At 44.3% G+C, this 16,642-nt stretch carries 9 protein-coding genes and 3 pseudogenes; 11 read left to right on the forward strand and 1 reads right to left on the reverse strand.

The window, feature by feature from the left end:
* The first annotated feature begins 63 nt into the window (after positions 1 to 63).
* The 4 genes from AB4114_RS06555 (at position 64) to AB4114_RS06570 (ending at position 9,399) form a co-directional block, all read left to right on the forward strand.
* Positions 64 to 1,125: a glycoside hydrolase family 88/105 protein gene (locus AB4114_RS06555; protein WP_441987703.1), complete on the forward strand. Its 1,062-nt coding sequence runs from the start codon at positions 64 to 66 to the stop codon at positions 1,123 to 1,125.
* Between the two features lie 387 nt (positions 1,126 to 1,512).
* Positions 1,513 to 7,635: a rhamnogalacturonan lyase family protein gene (locus AB4114_RS06560; RefSeq protein WP_441987704.1), complete on the forward strand. Its 6,123-nt coding sequence runs from the start codon at positions 1,513 to 1,515 to the stop codon at positions 7,633 to 7,635.
* A gap of 778 nt (positions 7,636 to 8,413) precedes the next feature.
* Positions 8,414 to 8,842, forward strand: a complete 429-nt coding sequence (locus AB4114_RS06565; protein WP_441987705.1) for an SRPBCC family protein — start codon at positions 8,414 to 8,416, stop codon at positions 8,840 to 8,842.
* 113 nt (positions 8,843 to 8,955) lie between these two features.
* On the forward strand, positions 8,956 to 9,399 hold the full coding sequence (locus AB4114_RS06570; RefSeq protein ID WP_441987706.1) for a hypothetical protein: 444 nt from the start codon (positions 8,956 to 8,958) through the stop codon (positions 9,397 to 9,399).
* Between the two features lie 1,192 nt (positions 9,400 to 10,591).
* Here AB4114_RS06570 and AB4114_RS06575 read toward each other — a convergent pair.
* Positions 10,592 to 11,137, reverse strand: coding sequence for a TetR/AcrR family transcriptional regulator (locus AB4114_RS06575; RefSeq protein ID WP_441987707.1), 546 nt, complete (start codon positions 11,135 to 11,137; stop codon positions 10,592 to 10,594).
* Between the two features lie 383 nt (positions 11,138 to 11,520).
* On the opposite strand from AB4114_RS06575, the gene AB4114_RS06580 reads away from it, so the two are divergent.
* The 7 genes and pseudogenes from AB4114_RS06580 to AB4114_RS06610 all read left to right on the forward strand — a co-directional run bounded on the left by AB4114_RS06580 (position 11,521) and on the right by AB4114_RS06610 (position 16,560).
* Complete coding sequence (locus AB4114_RS06580) at positions 11,521 to 12,696, forward strand: MFS transporter (protein WP_441987708.1); 1,176 nt, start codon at positions 11,521 to 11,523, stop codon at positions 12,694 to 12,696.
* Positions 12,697 to 12,750: 54 nt separating this feature from the next.
* Positions 12,751 to 13,188, forward strand: a complete 438-nt coding sequence (locus AB4114_RS06585) for a dihydrofolate reductase family protein (RefSeq protein WP_441987709.1) — start codon at positions 12,751 to 12,753, stop codon at positions 13,186 to 13,188.
* A gap of 401 nt (positions 13,189 to 13,589) precedes the next feature.
* Positions 13,590 to 13,715: pseudogene (locus AB4114_RS06590) on the forward strand (aldo/keto reductase); the annotation flags it as partial.
* 190 nt (positions 13,716 to 13,905) lie between these two features.
* Positions 13,906 to 14,943 carry a zinc-binding dehydrogenase gene (locus tag AB4114_RS06595; protein WP_441987710.1) on the forward strand — a complete coding sequence of 346 codons (1,038 nt, stop codon included), beginning with the start codon at positions 13,906 to 13,908 and terminating at the stop codon, positions 14,941 to 14,943.
* Positions 14,944 to 15,015: 72 nt separating this feature from the next.
* Positions 15,016 to 15,348: pseudogene (locus tag AB4114_RS06600) on the forward strand (carboxymuconolactone decarboxylase family protein).
* Positions 15,349 to 15,363: 15 nt separating this feature from the next.
* Positions 15,364 to 15,513 (forward strand): annotated as a pseudogene (locus tag AB4114_RS06605) (cupin domain-containing protein); the annotation flags it as partial.
* A 66-nt stretch (positions 15,514 to 15,579) separates the two neighbouring features.
* Positions 15,580 to 16,560 (forward strand): aldo/keto reductase, encoded by a 981-nt coding sequence (locus AB4114_RS06610; RefSeq protein WP_441987711.1) that lies wholly within the window; start codon positions 15,580 to 15,582, stop codon positions 16,558 to 16,560.
* Positions 16,561 to 16,642 lie beyond the last annotated feature (82 nt).

Below are 16,642 nucleotides of genomic sequence, written 5' to 3' on the forward strand. Positions count from 1 at the left end.
TTATCGTATCTAAGCTTCCAGAGCCCTTGCCGTAAGTAGGGGCTCTAATTAATGGAGGGCAACATGAAACTGAAACTTGATGCAACAGCGAGCGATTTGCGACAGATTGCCGGTCGTGTGGCGGACAATACTTTCGGGATGGATTTGACGTGGGATTGGCCGGGCGGCGTTGCGTTCTACGGCGTCAGCCGATTGTTTGAAGTGACGGGCGAACGCGCCTATCTGGAACGGATGGCGGCGTGGTGCGACGAGTATATCGATGCTGGAATTCCGGGTTGGACGGTAAACACATGCGCCATGGGGCACATGCTGCTAACCCTCTATGATCAAACAAACGATCAGAAATACCTCGATCTCATACTCAGCAAGGTGGACTATCTGGAGAACAAGGCGCTGCGTTTCGGGGACCGGGTGCTGCAGCATACGGTGTCTTCTAACAATGATTTTCCGGAGCAATGCTGGGCGGACACGCTATTTATGGCGGCCTATTTTCTGTTGCGCGTCGGTGTCAAGCTGAAGGAGAAGCGATTGATCGATGATGCACTGCATCAGTTCTTCTGGCATATCAATTATTTGCAGGATGAGGAAAACGGGCTATGGTACCACGGCTATACGCATATCAACAAGGATCACATGTCCGGGATCCACTGGGCGCGCGCCAATGCTTGGGCGGCCTATACGATGTCCCGTGCGGCAAGGTCGGTGCCGGAAGGCTATCTGTATCCCCCGATGATGCATATCTGGAGTTCATTGCGCGACCAGCTTGCAGCAATCAAAAAGCTGCAGAAGGAAGATGGCCTTTGGGGCACAGTGCTCGATTACCCGGATGCTTACAGCGAAGTGTCGGCGACGGCGGGCATCGCTGCAGCGATGGTGATGCAAGGCAATCCGCTGCATGCGAAATACGTTCGGAAGGCATTAGACGGCATACTGGCTAATATCACCGAAAACGGGCGGGTCGCGAACGTATCCGGCGGGACGGCCGTCATGAACGATATCGAAGGGTATCTCCGGATTGACCGTAAGTGGGCGCAAGGCTGGGGACAAGGGCTCACGCTCGCATTCCTCGCAGCGGTCATCGAGAGGGCCGAAACGGAGGAAGAAGCCGGATCAGTTCGGGATTGAATGTAAGAGATCCCCTAGAAAGCAACGATTGGAAACAAACCCATAATAGTAGAGAGTAAAGCTCTATTAGATTGGGTTGTATTTCTTTATAATTGGCGAAATTCACTGATTTTCGACAAAAAAATGTAAAATACGAATATAAATAGGACTATATATCTATTTATCTCGTGAATTCATTTGAATACTCGAAAAGAGATGAAATGTAAGCGCAATCAAAAAAACTGTTTTTTTAACAAACAGATCGATTTTTTACATGTGAATGACAAAGAAAACCCATTATGATGTGAGAAGGATAACATTCCCAATAAAGGGGAGGTGTGAGTTGACGCAACGAGAACAAGCATCTGGGTAGAAGGAAAACCACGTAGAGAGCGAGGACTTTGTCTAATGAAAAAGCAAGCAAGTCGAATAGCAGCTATGCTATTATGTGGTCTTATGATTTCAAGTACTGCAATCCAAGTGCTGCCAAACGCTCAACCAACGGTACATGCTGCAGATGCATATGTAGGTAAATTTGATTTTGGTCCAGTAAGCAGTCCAGTCTTGGCGGGGTATAATCAAGTTCATGATCAAATGACTTATACGCAGGCGAGAGGCTACGGGCTTGAAACGGCATTGCCAACAGGCGCTTCAAGGAACCGTTCAGGCGGAACGGATCTGACGAACGATTTCATTCTGGGAACGCCGTTCACGTTCTTAGCGGACGTACCGAACGGGAACTATAATGTGACGATTTATTCGGGCGATCTCCTTGCGGGCACGTCGACAACGAAGACATCGGTTTCCCTGGAAGGTGTGGCGAAAGGGACGCTTTCAACGAAGACTGCAATTGCGCAAACAACGTATAGCACAACAGTTACGGATGGACAACTAACGGTTGGCATCACAACGGGCTACGCCGGTACAGGGGCTGGCTATCTGAACGGTATCGTCATTGAACAGGTGATAACTGTGGCTCCTTCGGCTCCTACAGCGCTCGCGGTGACCAATATTAATCCGACTGCTGGTGCAGCATCCGTATCACTAGCTTGGAGCAGTGTCACGGATGCCGTCTATTACAATATGTACCGTGCGACGAATAGCGCGACAAGTTATGATTTGATCTCACAAGTGCCAACGAATTCTTTCATTGATACAGCCGTATCGGCAGGAAATACATATTCCTACCAAGTTACAGCTATAAACGCAGGAGGTCTTGAATCCACAGCTAGTACATCTGTGACAGCGGATGTGGTGCAAACCGTCATCCTTCCAGCTCCTCCATCGAATGTAATGGTAAGCGGTGTCACTGCAGGGCAAGTATCCCTGCAATGGACAGCTTCAGCGGGTGCAACAGGGTATACCGTACTTCGTTCGGATTCTGCTGCTGGAACCTATACTGAAATAGGTACGGTTGCATCGACTTCTTTCACCGACACAACAGCTGATACATCAGTTGTGCATTACTATCAGGTGAAAGCTTCCAACACTGCAGGTATTTCTGCGGCCTCTAATGTGGCAGCAAGTACAGTATTTGTTGTTCCTAATGCGCTTCCATCTGACTTACCTTTGAAAATCGACTTCGGTCCTGGCGCCGTAGCGGACGGCTACTTTGGGATCACGGCTCCAGTTGCGTATTCCAATCAGCTCAAATACGGCTTCGCCGATCCATCGCTTGTTGGCTCTGGTAACAGCGGTACTGCAGATCCGCTGAAATCCGATTATTTGTTACCAGCAGGTACGTCCTTCAACGTGGATCTGCCCAATGGGGWTTATGCGGTTTCCGTTACCTCAGGTGATGCTAGTGCAGCAACGGAAGTTGCTGTATCCGTAGAAGGAATGACAGCGAATAAAATTGCGCTCACGTCTAAAGCAGCTGGCGAATATTTGGAGCAATCGTTCGAAGTTGCTCTCGTGGATGGTCAATTGAACATTTTCTTCTCCGGGTCTGCGCCCAAAATTAATGGACTTGTCATTTCAAAGCTGGCGGATCGCGCAGCTGGAGAAACGCCTACAGTATATATTGCGGGCGATTCTACCGTGCAAACTTATGATCCGTACTGGAAGCCTCAAGCCGGTTGGGGACAGATGATTTCCCGCTATTTTACATCTGACATTACGTTCAGCAACCAGTCAATTGGCGGGCGAAGCAGCAAAACCTTCCTCACCGAAGGTCGATTAGATACCATTTTGCGTGCGATTAAACCGAATGATTATTTCCTGATTCAGTTCGGTCACAATGATGCGACGATCTCGGTTCCAGAACGATATGCTTCCCCTGCGGATTTCAAAAACTATCTGAAGACTTATATCAACGGGGCTAGACAGCGTGGAGCGATCCCGATTCTGGTAACACCTGTTGGTCGAAGAGACTTTAACGCAACAACGGGTCTATTCAATATCAGTTTCCCTGAGTATGTCGATGGGATGAAAGCAGTAGCACAAGAGATGGATGTCAAATTGGTGGACCTCAGTTCATTAAGTCGTGCGTACTATAACACGATCGGACCAATCGGGACACTTGCAGTCTTCCTCCATGTACCAGCAGGTACATATACTGCCTTCCCGAGCGGCAGTGCGGACGACACGCATTTCCAAGAGTATGGCGCCATCCAGATCGCGCGTCTGTTATCAGGTGGACTTAAAGATCTGAGTATCCCGCTTTCTAACTATGTCACGGATGTGGCGCCACCGGCAGCAGTTCCATCCAAGCCAATGGGCGTTGTGGCAGGCAGTGTCAGCAATGCAGGTGCAGTCCTGACATGGAATGCTGTGGAAGGTGCGGATATTTATAAAATATATAGAAAATTAGCCTCCGAAACGGCGTACTTCTTAGTGGGAACTTCGACAGTGCCAACCAATACGATTCAAGGGATGACGGAAGGGCAGACTTATAATGTCGTGGTAACAGCGATCAACGGTAAAGGCGAATCGGAGCAGTCCGATGTCGTTGTGATCACAACGAAGCATGCAACTTTGAAATACGACTTCGGTTTGGCCACCTCTCCCGTTCAAGAAGGCTATACGGGGATTAATCTTTCATCTGTGTATACGGCACAGAAAGGCTATGGAATCAAGGATCCAACGGGCATGATAGGCCGTGATCGGGCTACGGGCACGGATGTGCTTCGCGATTGGCTCGGCTATTTTAATGTCGGCTGGGAGTTCATGTTGGATCTGCCGAATGGTCTTTACTCCGTTAAGCTATATGTTGGTGACTATCTGGGAAGTGCAAGAACGACCGTTGCCATCGAGGGGACCGATTATGGAACCGTAACGGCAGGCAATAAGTCTGTGGTTGAAAAAATAATTCCGCAAACTTCCGTGAGTGATGGACAAATGAACTTCAAGTTTGGTGGTTCAACTGGCATCGTAAACGGATTGGAAATTACTCCTATTCTTATGGCACCTTCCGCGCTGAAGGTTGAGGCCAAGCAAGTAGATCCAGCGAATCCTTCCGTCACCTTGTCGTGGATTGGCGTCGAAGATGCTGCGACCTATAATGTCTATCGCAAAGTAGCCGGTGCATCGAAATTTCAGCTTCTTGGCAGCACAACAACGAACACCTATGAAGATCGCACTGTCGATGTAGGGATGGCCTACGAATACCAAGTGACAACCGTGGATTTGGCTTTAACGGAGACAGGGCCATCGGGGTCCATTACCGTTTCCATGATTGATCCAACTGTGCCGATCCCAGAAGTACCTGTACATCTACAAACGAGCGCCGTGAATAAGAACGATCTCACCATTAGTTGGGATGAGGTTGCTGGTGCCAAGACCTTTAACATCTACCGGTCGAAGTCAGCTGGCGGCAGCTTCGAGTTGATTGGCAAGTCCAACCAAACCAGCTATACCGATTCCACTGTGCTAACTACCATTCCATACTTTTATAAAGTGGCGGCAGTAAGCGCAGGCGGTGTATCAGGTCAATCCGAAACGCTGGAAACACCAGCTGTAACCGTGTTGAGTCGTCAAGCCGAGTATCTCGATCGCGCGCTTGTGGCGGTCAAACAAGATAAAGGTGTTTATGTGGGTTGGAAAATGCTAGGCACGGATGCGTCTGATATTGCCTTCAATTTATACCGCAGCGGTGTCAAAGTAAATGCAGAACCGATCACAGGCGCAACCAATTTGCTTGATGAAGCTGGCACAGATACATCGGTGTATCAGTTGAAAATCGTGAACGCAGGCATTGAACGCGTAGCTTCGAAAGAAGCGTCCGTGTGGCAGCATAACTACTTGTCTATTCCAATGCAGAAGCCAGATGGCGGAATCACGAAGGCAGGCGAAGCCTATACTTACAGCGCAAACGATACGAGTGTCGGCGATGTAGATGGCGATGGCACTTACGAGTTGATCGTGAAATGGGATCCATCAAACGCCCACGATAACTCACAAGCTGGTTACACAGGCAACGTATATATCGATGCTTACAAGCTGGATGGCACTCGCCTGTGGCGTATCGACCTTGGGCCAAACATTCGAGCAGGCGCACACTATACACAGTTCCAAGTGTTTGACCTGGATGGCGACGGGAAAGCAGAAGTCGCGCTCAAAACAGCTGATGGTACGATTGATGGAACAGGCATTGCGATTGGCGAAGCAGCCGCCGATCACCGAAATAGCTCGGGTTATGTATTGCAAGGTCCTGAATTTTTGACCGTCTTCGAGGGTTTAACAGGAAGAGCCATCGCGACGACCAATTATGATCCTCCTCGCGGAGTCGTGGCCGATTGGGGCGATGCTTACGGTAACCGTGTGGACCGATTCCTTGCTGGTACAGCTTATCTCGACGGCGAGCACCCAAGCTTGATCTTTAGTCGTGGGTATTATACAAGAACTGTCATTGTAGCCTACGACTATAAGAATGGTGCTTTGACCAAAAAATGGCGTTTTGATTCCAATGACGATGGACTTGGAGCAGCGTATACCGCTCAGGGCGATCATAACTTGTCCATAGGCGATGTAGATGGCGATGGCAAGGATGAGATCACATTCGGGGCTATGGCCATTGATGATGATGGCACACCGCTTTACAATACGGGGCTCGGTCACGGGGATGCTCAGCATCTAGGCGATCTGGATCCGTCTAGACCAGGGCTTGAGTTCTTCAATGTGCATGAGCATACGGATTCCCCTTACGGTATGGACTTCCGGGATGCGAAAACAGGTGAAATTCTATGGGGCATTCATACAGGCATTGATACCGGGCGCGGCATGTCGGCAGACATCGATCCGACCTATTTAGGTGAAGAAGTATGGGCTGCTACCATCACGAATGCTGAACATATTCCGCTCACAGGTCTATACAGTGCCAAAGGCGAATTGATCTCTACGACGATTCCAAGCTCCACGAATTTCGGCATTTGGTGGGATGGCGACTTGAATCGTGAGTTGTTAGATGCCAATCGCATCGATAAATGGGATTATGTGAACCATACGACCAACAATTTGTTTACCGCTGAGGACGCATTGTCCAACAACAGCACGAAAGCAACACCGAACTTGCAAGCCGACCTGTTTGGCGATTGGCGTGAAGAAGTCGTATGGCGCAACACAGACAGCTCTGAGCTGCGGATTTATACAACGAGTGCATTGACCGAAACTCGGTTGCGTACACTGATGCATGATCCGATTTACCGTTTAGGGGTAGCATGGCAAAATACAGGTTATAACCAACCGCCGCACACAAGCTTCTATCTTGGCGTTGGTATGACGGAGCCAGCTCAGCCTCACCTTGCCATAGTGAACCAGCCAGCACCTGCAATTCCGCCTGTAACGACGGATGATGCACCGACAGGATGGGTGAATCACCCTGTAAAAGTCACACTTACAGTGAGTGACAGTGGTTCTGGTGTTGGCGGCACTTTCTACACGTTGGATGGGAAGCCGACTCAGCAAGGCACCACGATTTCTTTGTCAGATGAGGGTTCGCATGTGATTACGTATTGGAGTGTCGATTCTTTAGGCAATCAAGAAGACGTAAAAACAACCAAAGTGAATATCGATACGACAGGACCAGTGATCGTGCCAACCAGCTCCATGCAAGTATTCTGGACGGATGGCGGCAGTCTGACGTTTGATATCTCCGATCCATTAAGTGGAGTTGTTAGCAAGTCTTTCGAGGTTGACGGCACGCAAGTTATTCTTCCTTATTTATTCAATCCATTCTCTCTTGAGATTGGCGATCATAACGTGAAGGTGACGGCTGCTGATTCAGCAGGAAATGAAACTATTGGAACGTTTTCGCTGAAAGTCCAGATGGATGCGAATCACTTGGATGAGGCTGTGCGCTATGCGAACCAACAGAATTGGATCTACGCCCCGGCCACTTTCACTAATTTGTTAGATAAGATCGAGACCCTGCAAGCACATTTGAGTAAGCCTCAGGCTAAGAATAATTTCAATATGCTCGAGAATTACGTTCGTGCGCAATCAGGTAAAACGATCGATATGCAATTCGCAGCATCTATCATAAACGCGATTTCTTTTCTAAAAAATGGCAGAGATATTGTAAAAGCTCAATAGCACTATGAACTGGTACTGAAAAGGGGCTATAGCCTAGACATAATAATCAGCCAACCACCTAGTTAATCGTTCAAAGCTCGGTGGTTGGTTGTTTTTTCAACAAATTGATCAAACACGTCGGATTGTTGACAGAAGACCGCAAAATTTCAGGATCACTTCTTCCGCTTAATATTCGATCCAATATGATCATTTCCAACATCAATAGCTATATATCAGTGACATCATGCCTTTTTGCTCTTCGACTGGATGTAATGAGTAACACAGAATGAAAACATAATATTTTATAAAGAAGAAGTTAAATGAAATCGACGCAGGCTGGTTAATAAAGCCGGCATCGATTTATATTTGCTTCAACGGATTTGAAATTATCACAGACCTTAAGGTTTCTTTTTTTACAGAGGTATATGTCTTTATTGTGTGTCTACTCTTACCCCTCCGGCTTCCTTTGTTTTTCGTTGAGCTTCGGATTTCCTTTCTTTTAGACGTTAGTATACATGCAGTTTTATTATCCCTATGAATATCCATACCACTATGTTGTAAAGAAAAACGGCGATCAATTTTACCGCCGTTTTTCTTTATCCTGATGTATATTGATAACTGATGACTTATGTCGGGCGATCGTTGATCTAACTGGCAGTTTAGTTAAACAACCTTCCCTAATGCTTTATTTCAAAAATGAGCAATCGAAAAGAAATCACACCCACCGTACCATGGTATAATCAAAGATATACATATACAAATAATTACATATTCCTTATAAAGAAGGGAAATGAGCAATATGGCAAATATCGAGCACTTACAGACCGTGAATGTTCCAGCTTCAATGGTATATGAAGCATTAACCACTACAAAAGGACTTTCAGAAATATGGACAAATGAACTAATAGTCAATAATCAGATCGGTTGTATAAATGAGTTCCGATTCGGCGGCAAAGGCTTAACAAAGATGCGAGTTGATGAGCTTGTTACCGATAAAAAGATTTTGTGGCAGTGTGTGGATTCAGATCCAGAATGGATAAGTACGACAATTTCTTTTGATATGGAGGAAAAAAACGGGAAGACTTCAATCATTTTTCGTCAGATGAATTGGGAGGAAGTGACCGCATTTTATCGCGTATGTAATTATAATTGGGCTATTTTTTTGTACAGTCTTAAACAGTATTGCGAAGAAGGCGAGGGTCTTCCGTATCATAAACGGAAGTTTTAGAACCATTGAAAACACGGATGGGTTGGATACCTTAGGAAGAATTATAACTGCGTATCCTATATATTAACCTCTCTTAAAACAATATCATGAGAAAATAAGGTGTGATATGAAAGATGAAATATAACTATCGAGTTGAGGTTCTTAAAATTGGCGGAGACAAAAGCTTTGTATTCAGGCTGCCAGATGAGCTTAGGGTAGTTGAGATATTTATGAATTCAGATATTCAAAGTAAGTATATGAGTAAAAAGTTTAAGGATTTTGTAATTTATGAATTACTCCTAGCCCCCAACTGTAGCGATACAGCATCGGGGCTTTTTCTTTGTTTTTTGCGCTCCATTGCAAACACGGAGATTGACACCACAAATTCGCCTATACAGAACGGCATTGATCTCGTATCATGCTTTCCAGTCACATTTATCCCCGCCCAAGGAGCGAACATATTAATCAGTCTTGCCAGGGGAGGTACCAAGGACGCGCTGATCCGAATGGGATTATTGGCGGCGACGAAGAAGAAGAAAAAATGTACGGCGACACAAACATATGCGCAATCGCAGTGATATTAAAGGCTGGATTTGTAATGGATTATTCACATTCACTTGTCCATTAAGCTATCGGTGAACGATAGTTGAGGGGCTTGCTTCGCGGCAACTCCTCTTTTGTTTATAATAGAAATGGGCAGGTTTGTTTAATAAAGGGTCAAATGGAAATATACAAGCTAATTAATGGAAGAAAAGAATTAAATTAGCAGACTCATAAGAAAGGGTGGCACATCTGAAAAAGTACAATATTATTCGTCCTATCATGCTGATTGTGGTTGCACTCCTAACGAAAAGCTTGGTTACCAATCTTTGCATGTTGCTGGGAATGGAATCCGAGTCAGCCAAAACCATGGGTTTCGGTGCGATGGTGATCGCAGCGCTCGTGGTCTTTTCCAGAAACCGAAGAAGTCCGAAATAGGATTTGCACCGCGCGCTCGGCATTTCGCCAGGGGTGTTCGGGATATTAATCAAGAAGAAGCCAGCAAAGCCTTATGTTTGCTGGCTTTCTGCACTGTGCGCCCAGCATGGGTGCTATCTATAGGGTGTAAATCCCGAATGGTGAAGGCAGTAGTAACCATTAGCTCGTCCAAGCCAAAGTCCATACTGCCGAAGGCGAATGGAAGTAAATGTGGCAGATAGGTGGAGAGAAAGATAGCGTTCTTACCTGGGGAGATCTGTTGGTAAGCGAAGTGAACTTCGTAATCCTATTTGTGAGAGTAGGTTGAATCAGCGCAAGTCAACAGAAGCCATAGTACGCAAGGTGTTGCAACACCTTGAGGAAGGGCTGAACATGAACTAGGAATTGAACGACTTGGCATTCGAGGGTAAGCGATGAAAGCAGACAATTCAAGAGAACTTATCTGAGGAAAGTAGCGGTGAATACGCGAGGGTACTCAGAAGGGCTGAGCTTACAAACGGCATAAAGAGAAGACGGACAGATACAGTTTATTGCGGAAAAGAACATGAACCTCCGTATACCAAACGGTACGTACGGTGGTGTGAGAGGTCGGGGACTAGCCGTCCCCTCCTACTCGATTCATAACTTATTTGTCATCCAACAGAAGTTATCGGGTGGCAAATAAGTTTTGAAGTAGACAATAGGTGACCACGAGGTGACGATTAAACTCCCTCGAATTAATTCAGTATCCAGACTCATGAATGCAGGATTTCAGTCCAGTAAGAAATAAGCTGCGTATTGAATATCTACGTACTATAGACTTCTCTCCAATAAGGCTCCAACTTGTTTTGCCATGGTTTGCGGCGAATACGGCATTCCATTTCTAATCCACCATTCAATTACTCCTACATAAGCGGTGCCAGCATATTGCAACATAACATCTTCATTTAAGTCCACATTTCGCCCACTTTTTCTATCAATCTCGCCTTTGAATCCTTCCATAGTGTAATTAAGAAGCCGAGTCCTAAAACCGGAGGCCCCTTTACTGGCTAACATAGTTGAAAAGAATAAATAGTTTTTCTCAAAGTACTCAAAAAAAGGGATAAGTCCATTGCTCCAATCCATTTTACATGCCCATTCATCCATCTCACCTAATTCATCCATGTGCGATTCGATGAGTTTATCCAACAAATCGTATTTGTCCTGATAATGAAGATAAATGGTTCCGCGGTTTAGGTTTGCCTGGTCTGCAATATCCTGAATGGTAATCTCATCGAAACTTTTCTCATTCATTAATTCAATAACAGCTTTTTTCAAGGATTCCTGCGTCTTTACAATTCTTCGATCCATTTTTGCCATCGTATACTCCGCCCTTAGATAATTAACAATTTCGAATGCGATGTTGAGATCTCAACAAACTGCGTTTTTTTAACCATTGAATATAGGTTGCTCACCCTTATAATAATAGACATAGGTTGATTAAACAAATTATATCGTTTATCAGCTTCGAGTTAAAGTTTTAGTTTACCCAAAATAGGGGATGTTATCATAACTGCGTCCCGCATTAATAGATCCAATGGATTGATTAAACAAACTCTTTAAATCGTTGTTGAGATCAAAGAGTTCTTTTTTTTAAAAAGCTTATGAATAAAAATAAAGGGGATATGGCATATGATTGAAAAGAAAAAAGTAACGCTGGCAGCTTCTAGTTTATTTCATTCGAAAGGTAGGAGTTGGTTGTTTTGGAAAAACGAAATCATTTATTGATATTCATATTGACAGTAGGAGTTTTCGGTATTCTAAATACTGAAATGGGGGTTATTGGTTTATTGCCTTCCCTTGCTGAGCGGTTTGATGTCAGTGTCACTCAAGCTGGACTGTTGGTGAGTGTTTTTGCCTTAGGCATTGCCATTTCCGGCCCAATCATGCCTTTACTGTTTTCAGGAATAGATCGCAAGAAGGTCATGTTGCTTGTATTAGCAGTTTTCGTTCTAGGCAACACCGTATCATTAATTACATCTAACTTTAACATTCTATTAATTGCTCGTATCATACCAGCCCTTTTTCACCCCATTTATTGTTCTTTGGCGTTTACATTAGCTGCTTCCTCGGTAAGTAAAGAAGAAGCTCCAAAAGCCGTGTCCAAAGTTTTTATAGGAGTATCTGCTGGTATGGTAGCCGGTGTACCGATCGCAAGCTTTATTGATAGCGCCGTTTCATATGAAATGGCGATGGCCTTCTTTGGAATCGTAAATGCCGTTGTATTTATTGCTACTTTGGTATTTTTACCATCTATGCCTGTTAAGGAAAGGCTTTCTTATGGCATGCAATTTTCCGTATTAAAGAAACCAATTTTATGGATTTCAATCGTGACTGTCATTTTATTAAACTCAGCTGTATTTGGAGTGTATAGCTATATTACCGAATATCTGAAAACAGTAACCAATATGTCTCCTAACCACATAAGCTTAACGTTATTCCTCTTCGGCGGAGCCAATATGATTGGAAACATTGTCGCAGGAAGGCTGCTTATTCATAGTGCCGCCAAATCTGTCATATATTTTCCTTTGTTATTGACTGTTGTCTACATCATTTTATTCTTTACAGGACAGTTTGCTCTTCCTACGGCTATTACAACAATAATTTGGGGAATACTGGCTGGAGGAATAATGGCAAATATTAATCAATATCTGATTGCCTCTTCAGCTCCCGAAGCACCCGATTTTGCCAATGGATTATTTATATCGGCCTGTAACGTTGGGACAACAGTGGGTGCAGCTGTAGGCGGGGTGTTTATATCCCAAATGGGTACGCCATACGTTGCATTAGTAGGAATACTCTCTTTAGTTTTTAGTATTGTAACCATCTTACTAAGACATTACCTGTTCACTCCCGCTCGTCAGCTTTCTAGTCAATAAACATATATCTGGGATAAGTGAGGATTAAATTGGAAAGACCAGATTATTTGTCACATGTTAACGTCATTAGATGGAAAAATTGCCATATCAGATGATGATGATCGATTTGGTCATCATATTGTAGAAGTACTTTCCGAGCAAGTAGCCGATGCTTATTTAGCTCATCTAAGAGAGCTAGGTATTTCTTATATTTTTGGTGGAAAGGAACGTTTAAAATTCACAGTAGTTGTAGAAAAGCTAAAGAAGTTATTTTCCATCGATAAACTACTTCTTGAAGGCGGGGGCGTTATAAACGGTTCTTTTTTAAATGAAGGTTTAGTTGACGAGGTAAGCTTAATTTTAATCCCAATTGTTGATGCTGCATCTAACTCTTTGACACTTTTTGAAACGAGTGCTCATCTTCAAAAGACTAAGCCAGTGAATTTCATCTTAAAGAGCGTTGAAAAACTGGACGATGGTGGATTATGGATGAATTATGTGATAAATCCATAAACTAAACGAGGGACGAGGAACTTTAGCTCAACAACAAGACACTTTTTTAAGCTTTCTGGGTTTTAAGAGTTCCCCGATCCCTTTAGCCAACGTTTACCCTCCATACCTTCTAAAGATACTTAACATATTAATTCCTTATGTTGATTTATCAACAAATCACGTTTCTTTAACCATTGAATTAACGCATCTTGATCTTATAATAATAAACACAAGTTGATTAATTAGGAAACGGTGGAATTTTACTATACGAATATATGTCCTGCAACTATCCGCCATACAGTGTTTGCTTCTTTGACAATTTAGTTGATTATCTTGAAACATGTCAGGAAGTTTGGTTGAAGATAGGACCGTTTCATCGGATTTATGAGATCCGGATTAAAGAAAGGGAGGACTTAAGATTTATGAAGAAAAGAACATTGGGTAACAACGGTTTGGAGACTTCATTGCTTGGATTCGGGTGTATGGGGCTGAACTATCATCGGGGTCCGGCAAAAGACCGTAATGAAATGATTCAGGTCGTGCACTCCTTGTAACTCCTGCACAAATAGCAATTGCATGGATTCTTTTAATCAATGAAGAAATCGCCAAGATCCAAATTGTTGGTGACCGTTATCCAGAAGCAGAAAAGAAGAGGACCGGCAAATAGGGAAATCCTAATTCTGCCGAAAGTTCAAATCAAAACATAAAGTCTCATAAATGAAAAGAGGGTTAATTGGAATGAAAGCAAATATGATGTACGCTGCTGGTGACGTTCGAGTAGAAGAAGTACCCGTTCCGAAATTGCAAAAACCGACTGATGCCATTTTGAAAGTGGTTACCGCCTGTATTTGCGGAAGCGACCTCCATCCTTATCACAGCATGCATGCCCATGAGCATGGCAAAGGTGAAGCCATGGGGCATGAAGTGATCGGAAGAATTGAAGAAATGGGATCAGACGTTACCGGATTCAAAAGAGGCGATTTGGTTGTCGTTCCTTTTGCTTTTGGTGACAACATTTGTCCTTTTTGCCAAGAAGGATTAATGACTTCATGTGTACACGGTGGGTTTATGTCCGGTTGCCAAGCGGAGTTTGTTAGAGTACCTCAAGCACAAGGAAGTATGTTCAAATTGCCTGACGAAATAGATGAGAACTCTCCATTGCTGCCTTCCCTATTAACATTGTCTGATGTATACGGCACTGGTTATCATGCGGCTGTGAAGGGAGGCGTGAATGAAAATACGACAGTAACGGTTATCGGTGATGGAGCAGTTGGTCTTCTTGCCGTCCTGTCAGCGAAGAAACTCGGTGCCAAGAAAATCATTCTCATGGGTCGCCATAAGGTAAGGACAGATCTTGGTGTTGAATTTGGCGCAACAGATGTTGTTTCTGAGCGCGGAGAAGAGGGCATTACGAAAGTTCGAGAGTTGACGAATGGGGAAGGAACACACGTTGTTCTTGAATGTGTCGGACTAATGCCTGCTTATGAGATGAGCCTTGGTGTAGTAAGGGCTGGTGGGGTTATCAGCCGTGTTGGGGTACCTCAGTATGAGGATGCTCCCATCGGCTTTGCTAGTCTCTTTGGGCGTAATATAACGCTAACGGGGGGACCAGCGCCAACGCGTGCATATATGGAAGAATTATTACCCGACATCCTGAACGGTACAATTGAGCCTGGCCGTGTATTTGATGTAACTGTTGATCTGGATGGGGTTCCAGAAGGTTATCGTACCATGGACAAACGCGAAGCGCTCAAAGTACTAATTAGACCTCAATAAAGAGAAGTGTAAGAGAAAGAACTTGTACATTAGAGAGCATTACTATAGTGGTTAACAAAGGAGATAACAACTTTGCCAGAAAAACAAACAGCAGGGCGAGATTTACTTGGAAAATTCGCACCTAAGTTCGCAGAACTTAACGATAATGTATTATTCGGTGAAGTATGGTCCCGAGAGAATGAATTATCTCCTCGAGATCGCAGTATGATAACAGTTAGTGTTTTAATCGCTGGTGGGAACCTTTAACAATTACCAGCTCATTTACAAAGAGCAAAAGCGAACGGAATTTCACAAGAAGAGATGGCAGAAATCATCACCCACCTTGCCTTCTATGCAGGATGGCCAAAAGCTTGGTCAGCATTTAACAGAGCTAAAGAAATCTTTACTAAAGAGGAGGGTGAATAAATGGCATATGCAGTTATTGGGAATGTAACCTTTGCACCAGGTGCACGAAATAATTGGCATTCCCATAAAATTGGACAAGTTTTATTAGTCACAGGTGGAGAAGGATGGTATCAAGAAGAAGGGAAAGCTACGCGTCTCCTTAAACAAGGCGATGTCGTCAATATCCTTTGCGCAAAACTGACTTGAAGATCACTCCACCGAGAAAACTTAAGAAATGAGGTTTGGTGACATATGGAATATGTAAAGCTCGGAAATACTGGTTTGGATGTATCCAGGGTTTGTCTAGGTTGTATGGGTTTTGGTGTAGTTGTGCAGGGTGGACATCAATGGGTTCTTGATGAAGCGAACAGTCGTCTAATCATTAAACAAGCCCTGGAGCTTGGTATCAATTTTTTTGATACGGCGAATGTCTATTCAGCCGGAACAAGTGAGGAGTTTACTGGAAGAGCTTTAAAGGAATACTCAAAACGTGAAGAAATTGTGCTTGCTACGAAGGTTAATGGGCGTATGCATGATGGTCCAAACGGTGCCGGACTATCCCGAAAGGCAATTATGAGTGAGATTGATAACAGCCTAAAGCGTCTGGGAACTGATTATGTGGACCTATACCAAATTCACCGCTGGGATTACCATACGCCTATCGAAGAGACAATGGAAGCCATGCATGATGTAGTGAAGGCAGGGAAGGCACGATACATAGGTGCTTCCGCCATGTACGCATGGCAGTTCTTGAAGGCCCTTCACACAGCCGAGAAAAATGGATGGACCCGGTTTGTTTCGATGCAGAATCATTACAACCTCATCTATCGCGAAGAAGAGAGAGAGATGCTGCCGCTCTGTAAGGCTGAAAAAATTGGTGTGATTCCCTACAGCCCACTCGCAGGAGGTAGATTGACAAAAGATCCGCAGGAAAAAACAAATCGTTCGGAAACCGATCAAATTGTGAAATTGAAATACGATGCGACTGCGGATACCGATCGATTAATCATCGATCAGGTGGCGGTTATCGCAGAAAAATACAGCGTTCCCCGCGCCCAAATCGCACTTGCCTGGCTGCTGCAGAAAGAACCGGTAACCGCCCCAATTGTCGGTGCAACAAAAACATCCCATCTTGAGGATTCAAAAGCTGCACTTTCTATTAAGTTAACATCTGAAGAAATGGCGTTGCTTGAAGAACCGTATGTACCTCACCGGGTCGTAGGTCATCAATAATGAACACTGTAGAACGTATATGGACGAAATCATTTATTCAAATGATGATAGGAAACCTGTTTCTATTTATCGCTTTTTACAT

The organism is Paenibacillus sp. 2RAB27 (assembly GCF_052115445.1).
GTDB lineage: Bacteria > Bacillota > Bacilli > Paenibacillales > NBRC-103111 > Paenibacillus_E.

Coding starts and splice junctions, on each gene's coding strand:
- AB4114_RS06555 (WP_441987703.1), top strand. CDS start 64: ATGAAACTGAAACTTGATGCAACAGCGAGCGATTTGCGACAGATTGCC.
- AB4114_RS06565 (WP_441987705.1), top strand. CDS start 8,414: ATGGCAAATATCGAGCACTTACAGACCGTGAATGTTCCAGCTTCAATG.
- AB4114_RS06570 (WP_441987706.1), top strand. CDS start 8,956: ATGAAATATAACTATCGAGTTGAGGTTCTTAAAATTGGCGGAGACAAA.
- AB4114_RS06575 (WP_441987707.1), bottom strand. CDS start 11,137: ATGGCAAAAATGGATCGAAGAATTGTAAAGACGCAGGAATCCTTGAAA.
- AB4114_RS06585 (WP_441987709.1), top strand. CDS start 12,751: ATGTTAACGTCATTAGATGGAAAAATTGCCATATCAGATGATGATGAT.
- AB4114_RS06595 (WP_441987710.1), top strand. CDS start 13,906: ATGAAAGCAAATATGATGTACGCTGCTGGTGACGTTCGAGTAGAAGAA.
- AB4114_RS06610 (WP_441987711.1), top strand. CDS start 15,580: ATGGAATATGTAAAGCTCGGAAATACTGGTTTGGATGTATCCAGGGTT.